Origin of the sequence: Mycobacterium sp. D16Q13 (genome assembly GCF_002013375.1) — a bacterium.
Taxonomy (GTDB): domain Bacteria; phylum Actinomycetota; class Actinomycetes; order Mycobacteriales; family Mycobacteriaceae; genus Mycobacterium.
Genome location: NZ_MAEW01000024.1, coordinates 48,364 through 62,917, shown reverse-complemented (window position 1 = coordinate 62,917; position 14,554 = coordinate 48,364). Strand labels below are relative to the sequence as shown.

Here is a 14,554-nt window from a genome sequence, read left to right as displayed (position 1 = left end):
GGTTCGGTGTTATGGATGAGGGCGCCATCATCGAATACATCGTCACGACCTTCCCAGACCTTCAGCACGAGGTTGTGCAGGGCAACTGGTTCTTCTTCCGTGGATCCGAACGCCAGATACCCGTCATCACCCTGATGTCGAACGAGGCGTTCGACACGTACTCCGATCTGGGCCGGCCATCGGTGTACCGGCTCAACATCGGGATCAGTGGTGACACCTTCGCTAAGGTCGTCGCGGGCCGCGGTGACGAATCGCCCGATGCCGACTACACCGCGTTCGACCGAGTTCTTCCCCACCCCGAATATGGCGGCGCCAAATGGGTATGCGTGGTCAACCCGGGTGAAGACACCTTCGGTGACGTGGTGCGTCCGCTGCTGACCGAGGCGTATACGCGCGGCCGCAGCGATTAGCCTTCGCTGACGTAGGCCCACAGATGGCGGGTGACGGCAGCCTCGCCAAGGGTGGGGAGAGTGGGCCCCTCGTTCTGGAAACCGTGCGCGGCGAGGGCGGCGATCAGGGGCTGGTCATCGGCGCGCGCCGCAACCACGATCCGCCTGGTCGAGGACGGGGTGTGCGTCAAGCGCCCGGCCATATCTGCGACAGTCGGGGTGAGCATGTCCTCGGCAGCACCAGGATGCGGTCTGCTGATGAGCTCGGTGGTGGAGCTGCCCGGATCGACGGAAATCTCGACGTATCCCACAGTCTTACCCGAAAGATCTACCGCAACAAGGCTATTCGTTGCGAATATGGCGCGCCGACCCCAGTTGCGCAGTTCGTAGTGGCCGCGTGCCGTGAGGTCGCGCCAGGAACCCCGGGTTCGGCATTCGGGTGTCCTGCTAGTTGCGTTGTCCGGGAGCGTGTCTCGCGTGTGCTGTAGCGCGGCCACGTTCTCTGGGGTATTGCTCTGAAACCAGATCTGATGATCGGTGGGCTTTCCGTCGTACGTGCGCAGCAGGCGGCATGTCTGCAGCTTCGACCAGCCCACGGCCTGGGCCAGGCGCTGCACCGGGACATTCTGGACCGCCAGCGGTGCCACCGCGTGCGGAACGTGAGGATTGGCCTCGAATCCGGCGATGATCAGCGATGCCTGCGCCCACATGGTGACCGTATGGGGGACGCCGGCGGTCCAGGTCGATACCTCGGTGCCTCCCGTTCGCGGGTGCCGTCCCGCCATGGCGAGATGGCCCACCACGTGTTCGCGGCCGCCATCGAGGTGTACGAGCAGACAAGAGACCCAGCCCTGTGCCGCGTCGGAGAGTGCCTGCTTCCAAGTATGGATCCACATGTATGGCGAATGCGCGGCCGACCACGTCATATCCGTGTGGCCGAACGCCGGTGCCAGCCGCTTCTCGTAGCGCAGGCTGGTTTCCCGCCACGACGCGCCATCGGAAAGCCGCGGCGCGCGCAGCATGACCGTCATACCGTCGATTTCGACCGGCCCCAGGGATGGCGGGATGGGCCCATCGCTTGCACGCACCTCGGCAGGGTAGCGCACCGGGGCGGAGACGAATGGCGATTAATAGGCTACTGCGAGAAGGTGATTGCTGTGTACAGCGTGTCTATTTTGGATACGGACTCGCCAGCAGAGTCCACATCCGCAGGGAGGCACCGTGGTCGCCCAGGGTCGGTGGCGCGTCACCTTCGTCGATGAAACCAAGCGCAGCGAGCCGATCCGCAAGGGTGCTGTCGACAGCACTGACCGCGATAACCGTCCGGCGCGACCGGTCAGGGCGAGCTGTCAGGTGGCTCGCGAGTGCGGACAACGCCGAAACGCGGGCGTCGTCTGATATCCGCGACTCGAATCGTGGCACTAATTCCGTTGTCGACGTACCAACGTCGGAATGGACGTCGATGGAACCGCCAGGTCGCGCGGCCACCGTCACCCGGTATCGGCCACGGCCGGCCGGCTCGATCTGTACCACTTCCCCACTGGCGGAGGGTATTTCGAATGCAGGCTCGGGCAGTGTGGTTCGCAGCGCGGTGCCGATCAGTTGACGGGTGCGGATCGCCGCGAATCGCGCCCACGCCACCAGATACTCGACATCCGGCCGGCGGGCCGCCGCAGGCGTGAAACGTGTTCTCGTGATGGGAATTTCCGAGAGTTGGTGCTTGACCCAATCTCGGTACTCGGCGGTGTTGGCGAGAATCCACATGTGGTGGTCCGATACCTGCCCGTCGTAGGGGCGCAGAGCTCGGCGGATCTGTAGCTGGTTCCAGCCCATGGACTGCGAGAACCTGTTTGCGCGCATATTCGATACGGCGGTCGGCGCCAGCGCGTGTGGGATGGCGGGGTTTCCCTCGAAAGCGGACAGCACCGTGGTCAGCTGCGCCCACCTGCTCACGGCCGGAGGAACGTCGACGGCCCAGGTGGAGATTTCGGCGCCGCCGGTTCGTGGATCTGTTCCGGTCATCGAAAAATGGCCGACGATCGTTTCGCTGCCCTCATCGATCCTTACCAGCAGATATGAGACTCCTCCGGCACGCGCATCCGCACGAGCCGAGCGCCAGGTGTCCACCCAGATCACCGCTGAATGTGCACTCTCCCAGTCCATGTCATCACGGGTGAACGCCGGTGAGAGCCGTTCGGAGAAGGCCAACGCTGTCGTGCGCCAGGACGGACCGTCCGCGAGCCGTGGCGGCCGTAGCACCACCGTCACCCCGTCGATCGTGACGGGCCCCCGGTCCACTGACGACCGGGTTTGGGATTTGCTAGGCACTGAGTCAGGTTACAGGAGAAGAATTCGCTCCGCGATGGTCCTCAGGGGGCGGGCACCAGAACGAGCGGAACCCGCTTGGCACCAATGAGGCGATGTGACACCGATTGCCCGAGCAGTGCGTCCAATGCAGACGCCGGTCCTCCCCGCGGGCTGCCCAGGATGATCATCAGCGCCGCGTACTGCTGCGCCACGGCGAGAATCGCAGCGGTTGCGGGGCCATGGGCGCGGTGGTACTTCCACGCCACCTCCTGGCCGGAGAGCTCTTCCAGCGCCTCTGCCTCGGCGGCGGCAACCGCGGCGCCCGCCTGAGCTTCCCAACTATCCGTATCGGGATCCAGTGGTTCGTCGTCCATATCGAGGATGTGCACGACGTGTACGCACGCGCCCAGGCGCCGGGCCAGATCGATCCCGAAATGCAGCGCGGCAGTGCTCGGTGGGTATCTGTCCCATCCGACCACCAGATGCACATCGGGCTCATCGGTCACAGTGACATCCTCACGCCATCGACCACGCCAGCGCTAGTCCCGCAGCGCAGGCGCCGACGGCGCCCAGCAGCGTGGCGAACGTGTTGCACAGGGCGAGGGACCATTCACGCCCCTCGATGAGTCGCACCGATTCGACACTGGCGGTACTGAAGGTCGTATAGCCGCCGCAGAACCCGGTTCCCAGGACGGTCAGTAGTGCCGACGGCGAGTGGTGGAAGATCACCGCTCCCGCCAGTACACCGATGACGGCGGACCCGGTGAGATTGATGAGCAGCGTCGCCCAGGGGAACAGGTGGTTCCATCGATGTTTGATGGCGGAATCGACGACGAATCGCAACACCGCGCCCAGGGCACCGGCGAGTATCACGGCGATGACCGTCATGCCGACCCCCCCGAGTAGCGTGCGAGGGCTTGTGCGGCAGCGGCTATCCCGGCTATCGCGGCAGCCAAACCCGCGGCAACACTGACCAACGCGTACACGATCGCGATGCCCGAAAACCCGTTGCGGGCGAGTGTGCTGATCTCCAGCGCGAGTGCGCTGTAGGTGGTGAAGGCGCCGCAGACACCCGTTCCAAGAAACAACCGGGCGCGCTGGCGCCAACCGCCGTCGGGGCCCAGCAGCGTGAGGGTTTCCAAGAGCGCGCCGAGCACGAATGCTCCGGTCAGATTGACCGCGAATGTTCCCCAGGGCCACGATGCGCCGGAGGCCGGCCACATCTGCTCGAACCAGTAGCGCAGTCCGGTTCCGCACATGCCGCCGAGAAACACCCACAGCAGTGCGTATGGCCGCAGATGTAGGGGGCGCGGGAATTCCTCGCGTTGTCCACCTGTCACATTCGGCCCCATCGTGTTACGACTCATCAACACAGGAACTATCAGCCGTCAGTGGCGGTTCGGGACAACCCCCGGCGAGATCCATCGCGCGTGACGAATATAGCGCGCGGACCGTCAGTAGACGTCGCGGACGTAACGTTTCTCGGCGACGAGGCCCTTACGGAACTCGAGGGCCTCCTCGCCCGACAGCCGTCCGTGCTTCTGAGCGATCGTGAGCAACGCACCGTCGACGTCTTTGGCCATGCGGCTGGCATCACCGCACACGTAGAGGTGTGCGCCCTCGGCGAGCCACCGCCACATCTGTGCCCCCTGCTCCATCATGCGGTGCTGGACGTAGATGCGTTTCTGCTGGTCGCGCGAGAATGCGAGATCGAGTCGACGCAACGAGCCATCGCGCAGGAAGCCGTCTAACTCCTCGCGATAGTAGAAATGCTGCGTGCGGTGCTGGTCGCCAAAGAACAGCCAATTGGGCCCGGTGTGGCCGAGCGCTCGACGTTCCTGGAGGAACCCGCGGAAGGGGGCAATACCGGTGCCGGGGCCGATCATGATCATCGGTGTATCCGAGGTGCCGGGCGGGCGAAAGTGCGGTGATCGCTGCAGGAAGATCGGGACGGGAAGGGTCTGCGCGCGGTCGGCGAGGAAGGTCGATCCCACACCACCGCGGGCCGAGCCGTCCGGTCCGCGATACCGGACGATCGAAACCGTCAACGCGACGGACTTGGGACTGACCAGGGGGCTTGACGAGATTGAGTACTGGCGCGGGGTGAGTCTGATGAGCACCTGCTGCCACTCATCGATATCGGCGCGGATGGGAAATTCGTGAAGCACGTCGAGGGCATTGCGGCCCTGCAGCCACAGCTCACGCGCCGCGGTGTCGGGGCCGCGTAACAACTTGACGGCGGGTTTGTCGCCTCGTCGGTTGGCCACGAAGCGCAGCAGATCGTCGGTGACGCGGCATATGTCGTAATGACTGGCCAGCGCGGTGGCCAACGGGAGTTCACCCCCATCGATCGTGATCGGCATCTCTGCATCGAAACCTGTTGCCGCGAGCCAGCGTTGGACGTCTTCGTCCCGGTTTGTCGGATAGATCCCGAGTGCGTCGCCCACCGAGTAGTCGACATCGTGGCCGCTCAGATCGAACTCGATGCGCCGCACTTCCTTGCCGGATCCCGGCGCCGACAGAACCTCGTTGTGTGACAACGCAGCCAGGATGGGTGCGTTGCGGGTGAACATTTCCGGCGCGGCAGTCGGCATCCCGTCGCTGCGCAATCGCTTGACCGCCTCCGTGCTGGCGGCGGTTCCTTCCCCGATTGCCTCCAACAGGTCCGCGGTCCACGACGCGATCAGCGATCGATCGGCGGCCTCGCCGTCCACCCGGCCGAGTACCGGGGTGGCACCGAGCTCATGCAACCGGGCGTCGAGTGCCTTCGCATGGCCGCAGAAATCCGCATACGCACGGTCACCGAACCCCAGCACCGCGTACCGCAGGTGATTGAGGGGTTTTGTCTCCCCGGAGAGCGTCGACCAGAATCGCGCGCCGTTATCGGGTGGCCCACCCTCGCCGAAGCTGCTGGCGATGAGCACCGCCGTGCGAACCTCACCGAGATCGGCGGGATCGCATTCGTCCATCGCGGTGATCGTCGCGGAGATCCCCGCCGTCGCCAACAGCGTGTGCACCGAGGTGGCTGCGGTCTCTGCGTTGCCGGTCTGCGAGGTCCACAGAATTGCTATGTCCCCCAGCGCTTGTGCGTGCGAGTCGGTCGCGGTATCGACAATTGTCCGCCCCGTCGGGCGCAGCGCGACGGCGCTGATCTTGAACTCGGGTTGCAGCGAATCCGGGTCGACGGCGTCGTTGGTCACCGCGTTGATCGCCAGACCTGGCCCCTGCGCGTCATTCCAGTGGAAGGGGGCGAAGCAGCTGCCACGCTTGGTTCTGTCGCTGATGATCGCGGGCAGCTCGGCACTGCCGCGGCGCGAAACGATTTCGATGACATCGCCCTCGACGATCCCCAGGGTCGCGGCGTCGTGCGGGTGAATCTCCACAAAGGGTGACGGATGCAGCCTGTCGAGGGACTTGATGCGGCCAGTCTTGGTGAGAGTGTGCCAATGATGTTGTAAACGACCGGTATTCAGGATCATGGGGTATCCATCGCCCGCCAGTTCCGCGGGATCGCGGTGCGCACGGGCGTGGAATACCGCCCGGCGAGACGGTGTGGGGAACGCCAGCCGCGGCATGGTGCCGTTCTCATCGACGTACAGGTCCTGGCTGATTCCGTCATTCAGGTAGCGAATCGGATGGCGATCGCCCGCATTCCCGGGTGGGCACGGCCATTGCACCGGCCCCCGCCGCAACCGGGCATAACTCACACCGCGCATGTCATATCCGGTGCGTGGATTCCAGAACGCGCGGATCTCCTCGAAGATCTCCTCGCTCGAGGAGTAGTCGAACGCATCGCCGAACCCCATCGCGGTGGCGACGTCGCAGATCAAACGCCAGTCGGGTTGGGCATCACCGGGAGCGTCGGCGACCCGGTTGGTCAGCGTCGCCGTGCGCTCCGAGTTGACCGATACGCCATCGGATTCGGCCCACAGAGCGGCGGGCAGCAGTACGTCCGCGTATTCGTTGGTGGCTGTGGCCAGGAAAGCGTCCTGGGCGATCACCAGCTCGGCCCGTTGTAGACCTTCGATGACGTTCTGCCGATTAGCCACCGAGGCAACCGGATTCGTGCAGATAATCCAACATGCCTTGACGTTTCCCGCGGCCATCTGCGCGAACATGTCGACCGTTCCGGCGCCGAAGTCGGTGCGGAGGGATCCGGGCGCCAGGTCCCATTGCCTTTCGACAAAGTCTCGATCGGTGGCGGATTTCACCGACCGCTGGCCCGGCAGACCCGGGCCCATGTAGCCCATTTCCCTGCCGCCCATCGCATTGGGCTGTCCGGTCAACGAGAACGGTCCGCTACCGGGGCGACAAATTGCCCCGGTGGCCAGGTGCATATTGCAGATGGCATTGGTGTTCCAGGTGCCATGGGTGCTCTGGTTGAGGCCCATGGTCCACAAGGTCATCCATTCGCGCGCCTCCCCGATCCACCGGGCCGCGGTGCGGATGTCGTCCTCGGCCAGCCCGGTGATCGCCGCCACCACCGGCGGCGCGTAGCCGGCGAGGAACTCCGGCATTCCGGCCCAGCCCTCGGTGTGCTGGGCGATGAATTCGGAGTCGATGTCACCGTTTTCGACGAGCAGATGCAACAGCCCATTGAGCAGAGCCAAGTCTGTTCCCGGGCTGATCTGCAGGAACAGATCGGCGCGTTCGGCAGTGGCGGTGCGGCGTGGGTCGACCACGATCAACCGTGCTCCGCTGCCGAGTCGGTCGGCCATGCGCAGGAACAGAATCGGATGGCAGTCGGCCATGTTCGCGCCGATGACAAGGAACAGGTCGCTCTGCTCGATATCGGAGTACGACCCTGGGGGCCCATCAGCCCCCAATGATTGTGTGTATCCGGTGCCGGCACTTGCCATGCAGAGACGAGAATTCGATTCGATCTGTGTGGTGCGGATGTAACCCTTCGCGAGCTTGTTGGCGAGGTACTGCGCCTCCAGGCTCATCTGACCGGATACGTACAGCGCGATCGCATCGGGTCCGTGGGTGTCGAGGATGTGGCGTAACCGCCGGCCCGCCTCGGCGGTTGTCGCCGCCAGCGGCGCGGGAACAGGCTCCTGTCCGCGGCCGTGACGAACATATGCCGTTGTCATGCGTCCGTCGGCGGCCATCAGCTGGGCATGGGTGGCGCCTTTGGTGCACAGGCGGCCGTGGTTGCTCGGGTGCAGAGCATCGCCCTCCACGGTGGCGATGGTGACCAAACCTGCCGAACTCGTGTCGGCGCGCACGACCACACCGCAGCCGACACCGCAATACGAGCAGGCGGCGCGGCGCGCGGTGGACTGCGCGCTCAGTTCGATCACCCCGTCATGGTGAGGCACGCAGATTCCCGAATTCTTCCGCCGAGGTTATGCGGCTGTCACGGCGTCCTCACCGCAAGGACCTATCGTGCGTGAGGTGGCGGGCTCATCTGCGGCGTGTCGTTAGAGCACCGGCAAACCGGGTGTTCCACTAGCATCGGCAGCGGGTCGACGCTCGTTTCCTCAGTACCGATACTCGAAGGAGCTAGACATGGTGTTGAACATCATTTGGATGATCATTCTTGGCCTGATCGTTGGCTGGATCGCCCGATTGATCGTGCCCGGCAAGGAGAACTTCGGCTGGATCGTGACAGCGTTGCTGGGCATCGTCGGCGGCTACGTCGGCGGCACGCTGGGCAGTCTGGTGTTCGCCCCACACAAGTTCACGGTGACCCCGCCGATCAATCACGCTTTCCTGGGTGCGTTGGTGGGCGCGGTGATCCTGCTGGTGGTCTACAAGTTCATCGCGGGAAAAACTAAGAGCTAGTCAGCGCGGCCGGGACTCCGCCGGCGGGGCATGGAAATGCCGACAGCGCATTGGCCGCATTGCCCACGCTGATCGCGTGGGCAATGCGGATCCGATCTTCACCGATAGCTCCACGGCGTTGGCCACTTTCCTGCGGTCCGAGGCACCAGTGGGGTGCCGCGGTGCGCTCGAATCACGGAATCAATCACGGTGGGCAGAACTGGTCGAGAGCTAGACGGGAACCCCAGGCGCCGGCGGCGCCGCAGGAGCTGCCGGGGGCGCGGGCTGCCCCGGAGCGGCCGGCTCCGGAGCCGGTGCGCCGGGTGCCGCGGGAGCCGGTGGGGGCGGCGGCTGGTTGGGATCGGCCGGCGGTGGCGGCGGCTGGTTGGGATCCGCGGGCGGAGGTGCCGGCTGGTTCGGATCGGCGGGCTGCCCGGCCGAAGGCGTGGCAGGAGTGGGCGGGGTCCACGGGCGAACCGAGTCGGTCAGGGCCTTGGCCACGCCCTTGTCCACCGGTGATGCCGCCGTGCCGAGCCACACGATGAACCAACGATCCTTGCCCTTGCCCACGGCCGCGGCCCAGATCTGACCGGGCTCCTTGGCGGCGTCATCGAATTTGACCTCGTAGTACGAGGACGCCGCGGGCATGCCCGCGACCTCGAAGCTCTGATCCTCCTGGTTGACGCGGTTACCCGGGTACGGCATGAAAAACTCGCCCATATCCGACGCCAGCCGGCGGGCGGCCTTCTGGTTATCGGGCTCGGCACCCGCGAAGAGCTTGAGGTCGAGGCGACCGAGCAGGATGCTTCCGTTCGGTGCCGCCGGATTGGTCAGCAGCGCCGATCCGTAGGTGAGCCTGCGTGCATCCGACTGTGTCCAGCCTTGGGGCACAACGTAACTAAAGCCACCTTGGTCATTGTTGACGCGTCCCCCATCCGCCGGCACACCGGGTGCGGGCGCACCGGGCGGGACCGGCGTCGCGGGCGCGGGCGTGCCGGGTGGAGGTGACGCCGGTGGTGCCGTCACCGTTGTCGGAGTCTCCGGATTGGGTGCCGGTTGACCGGGAGCCGGTGGTGCGGGCGGCGGCGGTGCGTCAGTTGTCACCAGGTGGATATCCGCTGTGCGTACCGACGCCGGCGCCTGACTGGCGGGTCCGGCGACGAGGGTGATGGCCCCTGCCCCTGACAGCGAAGCGACCGCGATGGCGGCCGCCATCACTCGTGCCTGTTGCGCCCGCTTGCCCGCCGATGTTGCCCGTGGTTGCTGCATGTCCATGAACGTACCGTTTTGTCCTGCACGTGCAAGCGTAACCGGCAATCGGCGCGCCCGATTTACCGACAGCTGCCAGTGGCGCCACTTCGCGACCATTCGATGCGGTGGCAAGGGGTTTGGCTGACCAGAGGCAAACATAGGTTTCCTTTCAAAGGCTACCGAAATCCACGTCCCCAGCTATTGCGCCGCCTGAATGACGACCTCATGAGCCTTCACGGCAAAGTATGCCGACGCCTCGGGTGCCAGCTTGAGTTCTGCCGCGGCGGCCGCGGTGATATGTGCCGTGAATATCGCGGCTCCGGCAGACGCCGTTACAACCACGGTGTCCGCATGGGCGCTCAACGTCGTTACCGACACGGCGATGACGTTGCGTGGGCTACCCCCTGGTGGGGACAGATGCACACCGACGGCACGCGGCCCAAACACTGCGATGGCGCGCTGGCCCCGCGCGGGACTACCGGTGCCGGACCACACACCATGGAGGACAAGGTCGCCGACGCGCAGCGCACCGTCCTCGTCCATGGTGCCGTCGAGGAGGTTCACTCCCGCGAATCGGGCGCCAAACTGGCTGGTCGGCCGGGCCAAGACGGTGGTGGTTTCCCCCAGCTCGGCGATTCGGCCGGAGTCCAGCACCATCACACGGTCGGCGATGGCGACCGCATCCATGATGTCGTGGGTCACGATCAGCGCGCTCTGTCCGTCGCGGCCCAGCACCCGCCCGAGCAGTGCCCGGATGGCCGGGGCGCTCTCGGCATCGAGACCGGACAGAGGCTCGTCGAGCAGCACCAGCTCGGGCTCGGTGGCCAGCGCGCGGGCGATGGCCACCCGCTGTGCCTGTCCCCCGGACAGTTGACCGGGTCGGCGTGCTGCGAGATCGCGCGCGCCGACCGAATCCAGCCAGTGATCACGCGTGCCGGGCACCGCGTCACGGTGCAGTCCGCGCATCCCGAACTCGACGTTGCGTGCGACCGTCAGGTGGGGAAACAACAACGCTTCCTGCAGCAGAAGCGCGGTCCGACGGCGGTGCGTGGGCACGAAAGTGGCAGTGGCACAGTTCGTCAGCACGTGGTCGCCGAGCCATATCTCACCGGAGTCGGGTCGCAACAGTCCGGCGATGATCCCGAGCAACGTGGACTTACCCGCCCCGTTGGGGCCGACGATCGCCACCGTCTCTCCGGGTGCAACGGTGAATGTGGCCCGGACTCCACGTCCGGAATGGCCTGCGTCGAATCGGAGTTCACTCATCGCCGCCACCCGCCCGGGCGCCAGGTCCGTGCCCCAACGACGGCCAGGACAACCGCTGCCACCGCCACCAATAGCAGCGAAAGCGCGACGGCCGATTGCGCATCGGATTCGCGCTGCAGATAGATCTCCAGCGGCAGGGTGCGCGTGACGCCCTGCCGTGAACCCGCGAACGTCAAAGTGGCACCGAATTCACCCAGTGAGCGTGCGAAGGCCAGCACCGTGCCCGACATCAGCGCCGGCATCACCAGTGGCAGCGATACGCGACGCAGCACGGTGGTCGGCGGTGCCCCCAAGCTGGCCGCCACGTGGTCATAGCGCTCCCCCGTCGTGACCAGCGCACCCTCGAGGCTGATGACGAGAAACGGCAGCGATACGAAGGTCTGCGCCAGCACCACGGCGGAGGTCGAAAAAGCTATCCGGATTCCCGCCGTGTCCAGGTAGTGCCCAAGCAGCCCCAGCTTGCCGAAGGCATACAGCAGTGCGATACCGCCGACGACCGGTGGCAGCACCAGGGGCAGCAGAATCAACGGGCGCAGCAGGCGGGTCAGCCAACCCGGCCCGCGAGCCAACACAATGGCCAGCGGTACCCCAAGTAACAGACACAGCGTTGTGCTTGCGAGGCATGTCCGGAGGCTCAGCGCCAGAGCCGCCCGCGAGGCGGGGCTCGTGACCAGCGCCGGGAACTGCGCCCAGTCGGCCTTCACCACGAGTGCCAGCAATGGCAGCACGATGAGCCCCGCGCCGATGGCCGCCGGCAGATAGACCCACCGCGGCAGACCGGGCGCCGGCGTCACGGCGCGGAGAACCCCGCCGCCGCCAGAGTCTTGTGTCCAACGTCCCCGGTGACGGTTTCGATGAACTGGTTCGCACGTTCCGGATTGCGTGAATTCGCGGTCACCGCAATGGGATAGGTGTTGACGATGGACCGTGCTTCGGGGAACCCGACGGCGGTGACCTTGTTACCGGCGGCCTTGGCATCGGTGACGTACACCAGACCGGCGTCGGCTTGTCCCGCGATCACTTTGTTGAGCACGTCGGTCACCGAGGACTCCTCGCTGACCGGATTCAAGTGCACTCCAGTCTCTTTGGACGCAGTGGCGGTGGCCGCACCGCACGGTACCTGCGGTGCGCACACCACCACGTCAAGACCAGGGCGCGCCAGGTCGGCAAAGGTGGCGATGCCCTTCGGATTACCCGGGGCGGCGACGATCGTCAGCGTGTTGGCGGCGAAGTCGACGGGATTGATGACCGTGTGCGCTTTCCACGCCTTATCCATATTGGCCGAGTCCGCGGTGGCGAGCACATCGGCCTCGGCGCCCTGAGTCAGCTGCGTGACCAGGTCCGAGGAGCCCGCGAAGGTGAACTCGACCGTGGTTCCGGCGTGGGTGGACTCGAACGACTTCCCAATCTCGGTGAACGCCTTGCGCAGCGACGCGGCGGCCAGCACATGCAACCGGACGGAGGCGGCCCCCGGACCTGTCGACGAGCCCGTTGCGCTGTCAGCGGGTGCCGATCGCGATCCGCAGCCGGCCATGGCCAGCGAACCCGTGAAAAGAACCGCGACGAGAAGTTTCCATGCTCTGCTGGTCACCACCACGACCCTAGCGGTCGCTGGGCCGATACGCGGTGGTCAAGGGTATTGCTACCGTCCAGTAATATTGGGCGTCAAACCCGTGCGACCCGGCCGCCAAATCCGGGGTATGAGGTCCGGGTTGTGTCACGATCAAGCTGATCAGGCCTGGCTTCAGGTGCGGATTGGTAAGGCTTTCAGGAAGGTAAGGAAGGTACCGCCATGGACGTACTGGTAACCGGAGCGGTTAACGAGGTCGGCCGGGCGGTGGCTGCGGAGTTCCGCAACGCCGGCCATCGGGTCGTCATCACCGGCCCCAACGCGGACGAGCTGGAGATCGCCGCCAAGGAACTCGAGGTCGACGCCATCGTGTGCGACAACTCCGACCCCGACAGCCTCGAGGAGAACCTCGAGCTGTTCCCCCAGCACCTTGACGCCATCGTCAACATCCCCAACCCGGTCTGGAGCGAGCCCGGCCCGCATATGGGCACCCTCACCGACACCGGAGAGGCCTGGCTGTCGCGGTACGAGTCCAGCGTCCTGACCGCCGTGCTGACGGTGCAGGCCATCGGAGACCACCTGCGTTCCGGCGCGGCCATCGTCAACCTGTGCACATTGGGCACTCGCGACCGATCGGGCGCAACCACTGCCGCCAAGGCCGCACTCTCGGCGTGGACCGCCGAGCAGGCCGAGCGGATGGGCACCCGCGGGATCACCATCAACACCATCGCGCCCGGGCAGTCGGCCGAGGCCAATTACGACGGACTCGACAGGGCCGAGGATGCACAGGATCTGGTCGGCGCCGAGATCGCCCGGCTGGCCTTGTTCCTCACCAGCCCCCAGGCACGTCACATCACCGGTCAGACCCTGCACGTCAGCCGCGGCGTTCCGGCCGGCGTCAGCTAATCTGGAGCTGGAGTGCACTCCAGCTCCAGATCTTCGAATTGCCTTGCAGGGCAAGACGGTAATGCCGCATCAGCGGATCGCGCGTAGGCTGGCCGAGTGACCATTCGGCTCGGATATCAGATCCCCAATTTCTCCTACGGCACCGGCGTGTCCGAACTCTTTCCCACCGTCGTCAACCAGGCGCGCGAGGCGGAGGCGTCGGGTTTCGACACCGTCTTCCTGATGGATCACTTCTATCAGCTGCCCATGATCGGCACCCCTGATCAGCCGATGCTGGAGGCCTACACCGCCCTGGGGGCACTGGCGAGTGCCACCAGCACCATCCAGCTGTCCACGCTGGTCACCGGCAATACCTACCGAAACCCGGCCCTGCTCGCCAAGGCCGTCACCACACTCGATGTGGTCAGCGGTGGACGCGCGATCCTGGGTATCGGCGCGGGATGGTTCGAGCTGGAACACCAGCAGCTCGGGTTCGAATTCGGCACGTTCACCGACCGCTTCGAGCGGCTGAGCGAGGCGCTCGAGATCATTCCACCCATGCTCCGCGGCGAGCGCCCCACCTTCGAAGGCAAGTACTACCGCACCGAGACAGCGCTGAACGAACCGCGGATCCGTCCGCACATACCGATCATGATCGGCGGCAGCGGCGAGAAGAAAACGTTCGGCCTGGCGGTGAAGTACGCCGATCACCTAAATCTGCTCAGCGCACTGGACGAGATCCCGCACAAGTTGTCGGTGCTGAGGCAGCGCTGCGAGGAGGCGGGGCGCGACCCGGCCACGCTGGAGACCTCGGCCTTCTTCTCGGTGTTCATCGACGACGACTCGGCGACAGCCTGGAAACTGGCTGCCGAACAGCTACGCAAAAACGGCCTTGACCTGGAGACCCTGCCCGAGGATGTCCGGGCACAGGTGCTCGGACGCACCCTGGTGGGTAGCCCGGAGGAAATCGCCGAGCAGGTGCAAACCCGGGTTCTCGATCAGGGAATCGACTCCGTCACCCTCAACGCCACCGCCAACGGGCACGTCCCCGGCGTGGTGGAGCTGATCGGCAACACTCTTCGCCCGCTGTTCAAGGACTAGTCGGACGGATTCGGTCTCT

Annotated in this window: 14 protein-coding genes and 1 riboswitch; of the genes, 4 read left to right on the top strand and 10 right to left on the bottom strand. The window is 65.5% G+C overall.

The features are described 5' to 3' along the window. The first annotated feature begins 11 nt into the window (after window positions 1-11). A complete protein-coding gene (locus B4400_RS22410; RefSeq protein WP_078312822.1) occupies window positions 12-410 on the top strand; it encodes a DUF6194 family protein in 399 nt (132 codons plus the stop codon). Here the strand turns inward: B4400_RS22410 and B4400_RS22405 are convergent. The 6 genes from B4400_RS22405 to B4400_RS22380 form a co-directional block, all read right to left on the bottom strand. Next, window positions 407-1,477: a GNAT family protein gene (locus tag B4400_RS22405; RefSeq protein WP_139361535.1), complete on the bottom strand. Its 1,071-nt coding sequence runs from the start codon at window positions 1,475-1,477 to the stop codon at window positions 407-409. The genes B4400_RS22410 and B4400_RS22405 overlap by 4 nt on opposite strands. An 82-nt stretch (window positions 1,478-1,559) precedes the next feature. Further along, a complete protein-coding gene (locus B4400_RS22400; protein ID WP_078312824.1) occupies window positions 1,560-2,717 on the bottom strand; it encodes a GNAT family N-acetyltransferase in 1,158 nt (385 codons plus the stop codon). Between the two features lie 41 nt (window positions 2,718-2,758). Beyond that, complete coding sequence (locus B4400_RS22395) at window positions 2,759-3,202, bottom strand: universal stress protein (RefSeq protein WP_078312825.1); 444 nt, start codon at window positions 3,200-3,202, stop codon at window positions 2,759-2,761. 10 nt (window positions 3,203-3,212) lie between these two features. Continuing rightward, window positions 3,213-3,584, bottom strand: coding sequence for a fluoride efflux transporter FluC (locus B4400_RS22390; protein ID WP_078312826.1), 372 nt, complete (start codon window positions 3,582-3,584; stop codon window positions 3,213-3,215). Then, window positions 3,581-4,048, bottom strand: a complete 468-nt coding sequence (locus B4400_RS22385) for a fluoride efflux transporter FluC (protein ID WP_139360367.1) — start codon at window positions 4,046-4,048, stop codon at window positions 3,581-3,583. Before B4400_RS22385 ends, B4400_RS22390 begins: the two co-directional genes overlap by 4 nt. Window positions 4,049-4,061: 13 nt before the next feature. Continuing rightward, window positions 4,062-4,134, bottom strand: a riboswitch (Fluoride riboswitch). A gap of 16 nt (window positions 4,135-4,150) precedes the next feature. Continuing rightward, window positions 4,151-7,999: a bifunctional nitrate reductase/sulfite reductase flavoprotein subunit alpha gene (locus B4400_RS22380; protein ID WP_078312828.1), complete on the bottom strand. Its 3,849-nt coding sequence runs from the start codon at window positions 7,997-7,999 to the stop codon at window positions 4,151-4,153. A gap of 208 nt (window positions 8,000-8,207) precedes the next feature. On the opposite strand from B4400_RS22380, the gene B4400_RS22375 reads away from it, so the two are divergent. Continuing rightward, window positions 8,208-8,483, top strand: a complete 276-nt coding sequence (locus tag B4400_RS22375) for a GlsB/YeaQ/YmgE family stress response membrane protein (protein ID WP_030097937.1) — start codon at window positions 8,208-8,210, stop codon at window positions 8,481-8,483. Between the two features lie 210 nt (window positions 8,484-8,693). Here the strand turns inward: B4400_RS22375 and B4400_RS22370 are convergent, their stop codons facing one another. The 4 genes from B4400_RS22370 to modA all read right to left on the bottom strand — a co-directional run bounded on the left by B4400_RS22370 (window position 8,694) and on the right by modA (window position 12,513). Beyond that, complete coding sequence (locus tag B4400_RS22370; protein WP_078312866.1) at window positions 8,694-9,731, bottom strand: APA family fibronectin-binding glycoprotein; 1,038 nt, start codon at window positions 9,729-9,731, stop codon at window positions 8,694-8,696. 180 nt (window positions 9,732-9,911) lie between these two features. Next, complete coding sequence (locus B4400_RS22365; protein ID WP_078312867.1) at window positions 9,912-10,979, bottom strand: sulfate/molybdate ABC transporter ATP-binding protein; 1,068 nt, start codon at window positions 10,977-10,979, stop codon at window positions 9,912-9,914. After that, a complete protein-coding gene (locus B4400_RS22360) occupies window positions 10,976-11,773 on the bottom strand; it encodes an ABC transporter permease (RefSeq protein ID WP_078312829.1) in 798 nt (265 codons plus the stop codon). The genes B4400_RS22365 and B4400_RS22360 overlap by 4 nt, the downstream gene beginning before the upstream one ends. Continuing rightward, entirely contained in the window at window positions 11,770-12,513 is a 744-nt protein-coding gene (gene modA, locus B4400_RS22355) for a molybdate ABC transporter substrate-binding protein (protein ID WP_212566669.1), read from the bottom strand. Before modA ends, B4400_RS22360 begins: the two co-directional genes overlap by 4 nt. 258 nt (window positions 12,514-12,771) lie before the next feature. Between modA and B4400_RS22350 the strand changes: the two genes are divergently transcribed. Then, a complete protein-coding gene (locus tag B4400_RS22350; protein WP_078312831.1) occupies window positions 12,772-13,455 on the top strand; it encodes an SDR family oxidoreductase in 684 nt (227 codons plus the stop codon). A 96-nt stretch (window positions 13,456-13,551) separates the two neighbouring features. Beyond that, window positions 13,552-14,535, top strand: coding sequence for an LLM class F420-dependent oxidoreductase (locus tag B4400_RS22345; protein WP_078312832.1), 984 nt, complete (start codon window positions 13,552-13,554; stop codon window positions 14,533-14,535). Window positions 14,536-14,554 lie beyond the last annotated feature (19 nt).

Excerpts from the sequence above, each read along its gene's own strand:
- B4400_RS22410 (WP_078312822.1), top strand. The coding sequence starts at position 12 with ATGGATGAGGGCGCCATCATCGAATACATCGTCACGACCTTCCCAGAC.
- B4400_RS22390 (WP_078312826.1), bottom strand. The coding sequence starts at position 3,584 with ATGACGGTCATCGCCGTGATACTCGCCGGTGCCCTGGGCGCGGTGTTG.
- B4400_RS22385 (WP_139360367.1), bottom strand. The coding sequence starts at position 4,048 with ATGGGGCCGAATGTGACAGGTGGACAACGCGAGGAATTCCCGCGCCCC.
- B4400_RS22375 (WP_030097937.1), top strand. The coding sequence starts at position 8,208 with ATGGTGTTGAACATCATTTGGATGATCATTCTTGGCCTGATCGTTGGC.
- B4400_RS22370 (WP_078312866.1), bottom strand. The coding sequence starts at position 9,731 with ATGCAGCAACCACGGGCAACATCGGCGGGCAAGCGGGCGCAACAGGCA.
- B4400_RS22365 (WP_078312867.1), bottom strand. The coding sequence starts at position 10,979 with ATGAGTGAACTCCGATTCGACGCAGGCCATTCCGGACGTGGAGTCCGG.
- modA (WP_212566669.1), bottom strand. The coding sequence starts at position 12,513 with ATGGCCGGCTGCGGATCGCGATCGGCACCCGCTGACAGCGCAACGGGC.
- B4400_RS22350 (WP_078312831.1), top strand. The coding sequence starts at position 12,772 with ATGGACGTACTGGTAACCGGAGCGGTTAACGAGGTCGGCCGGGCGGTG.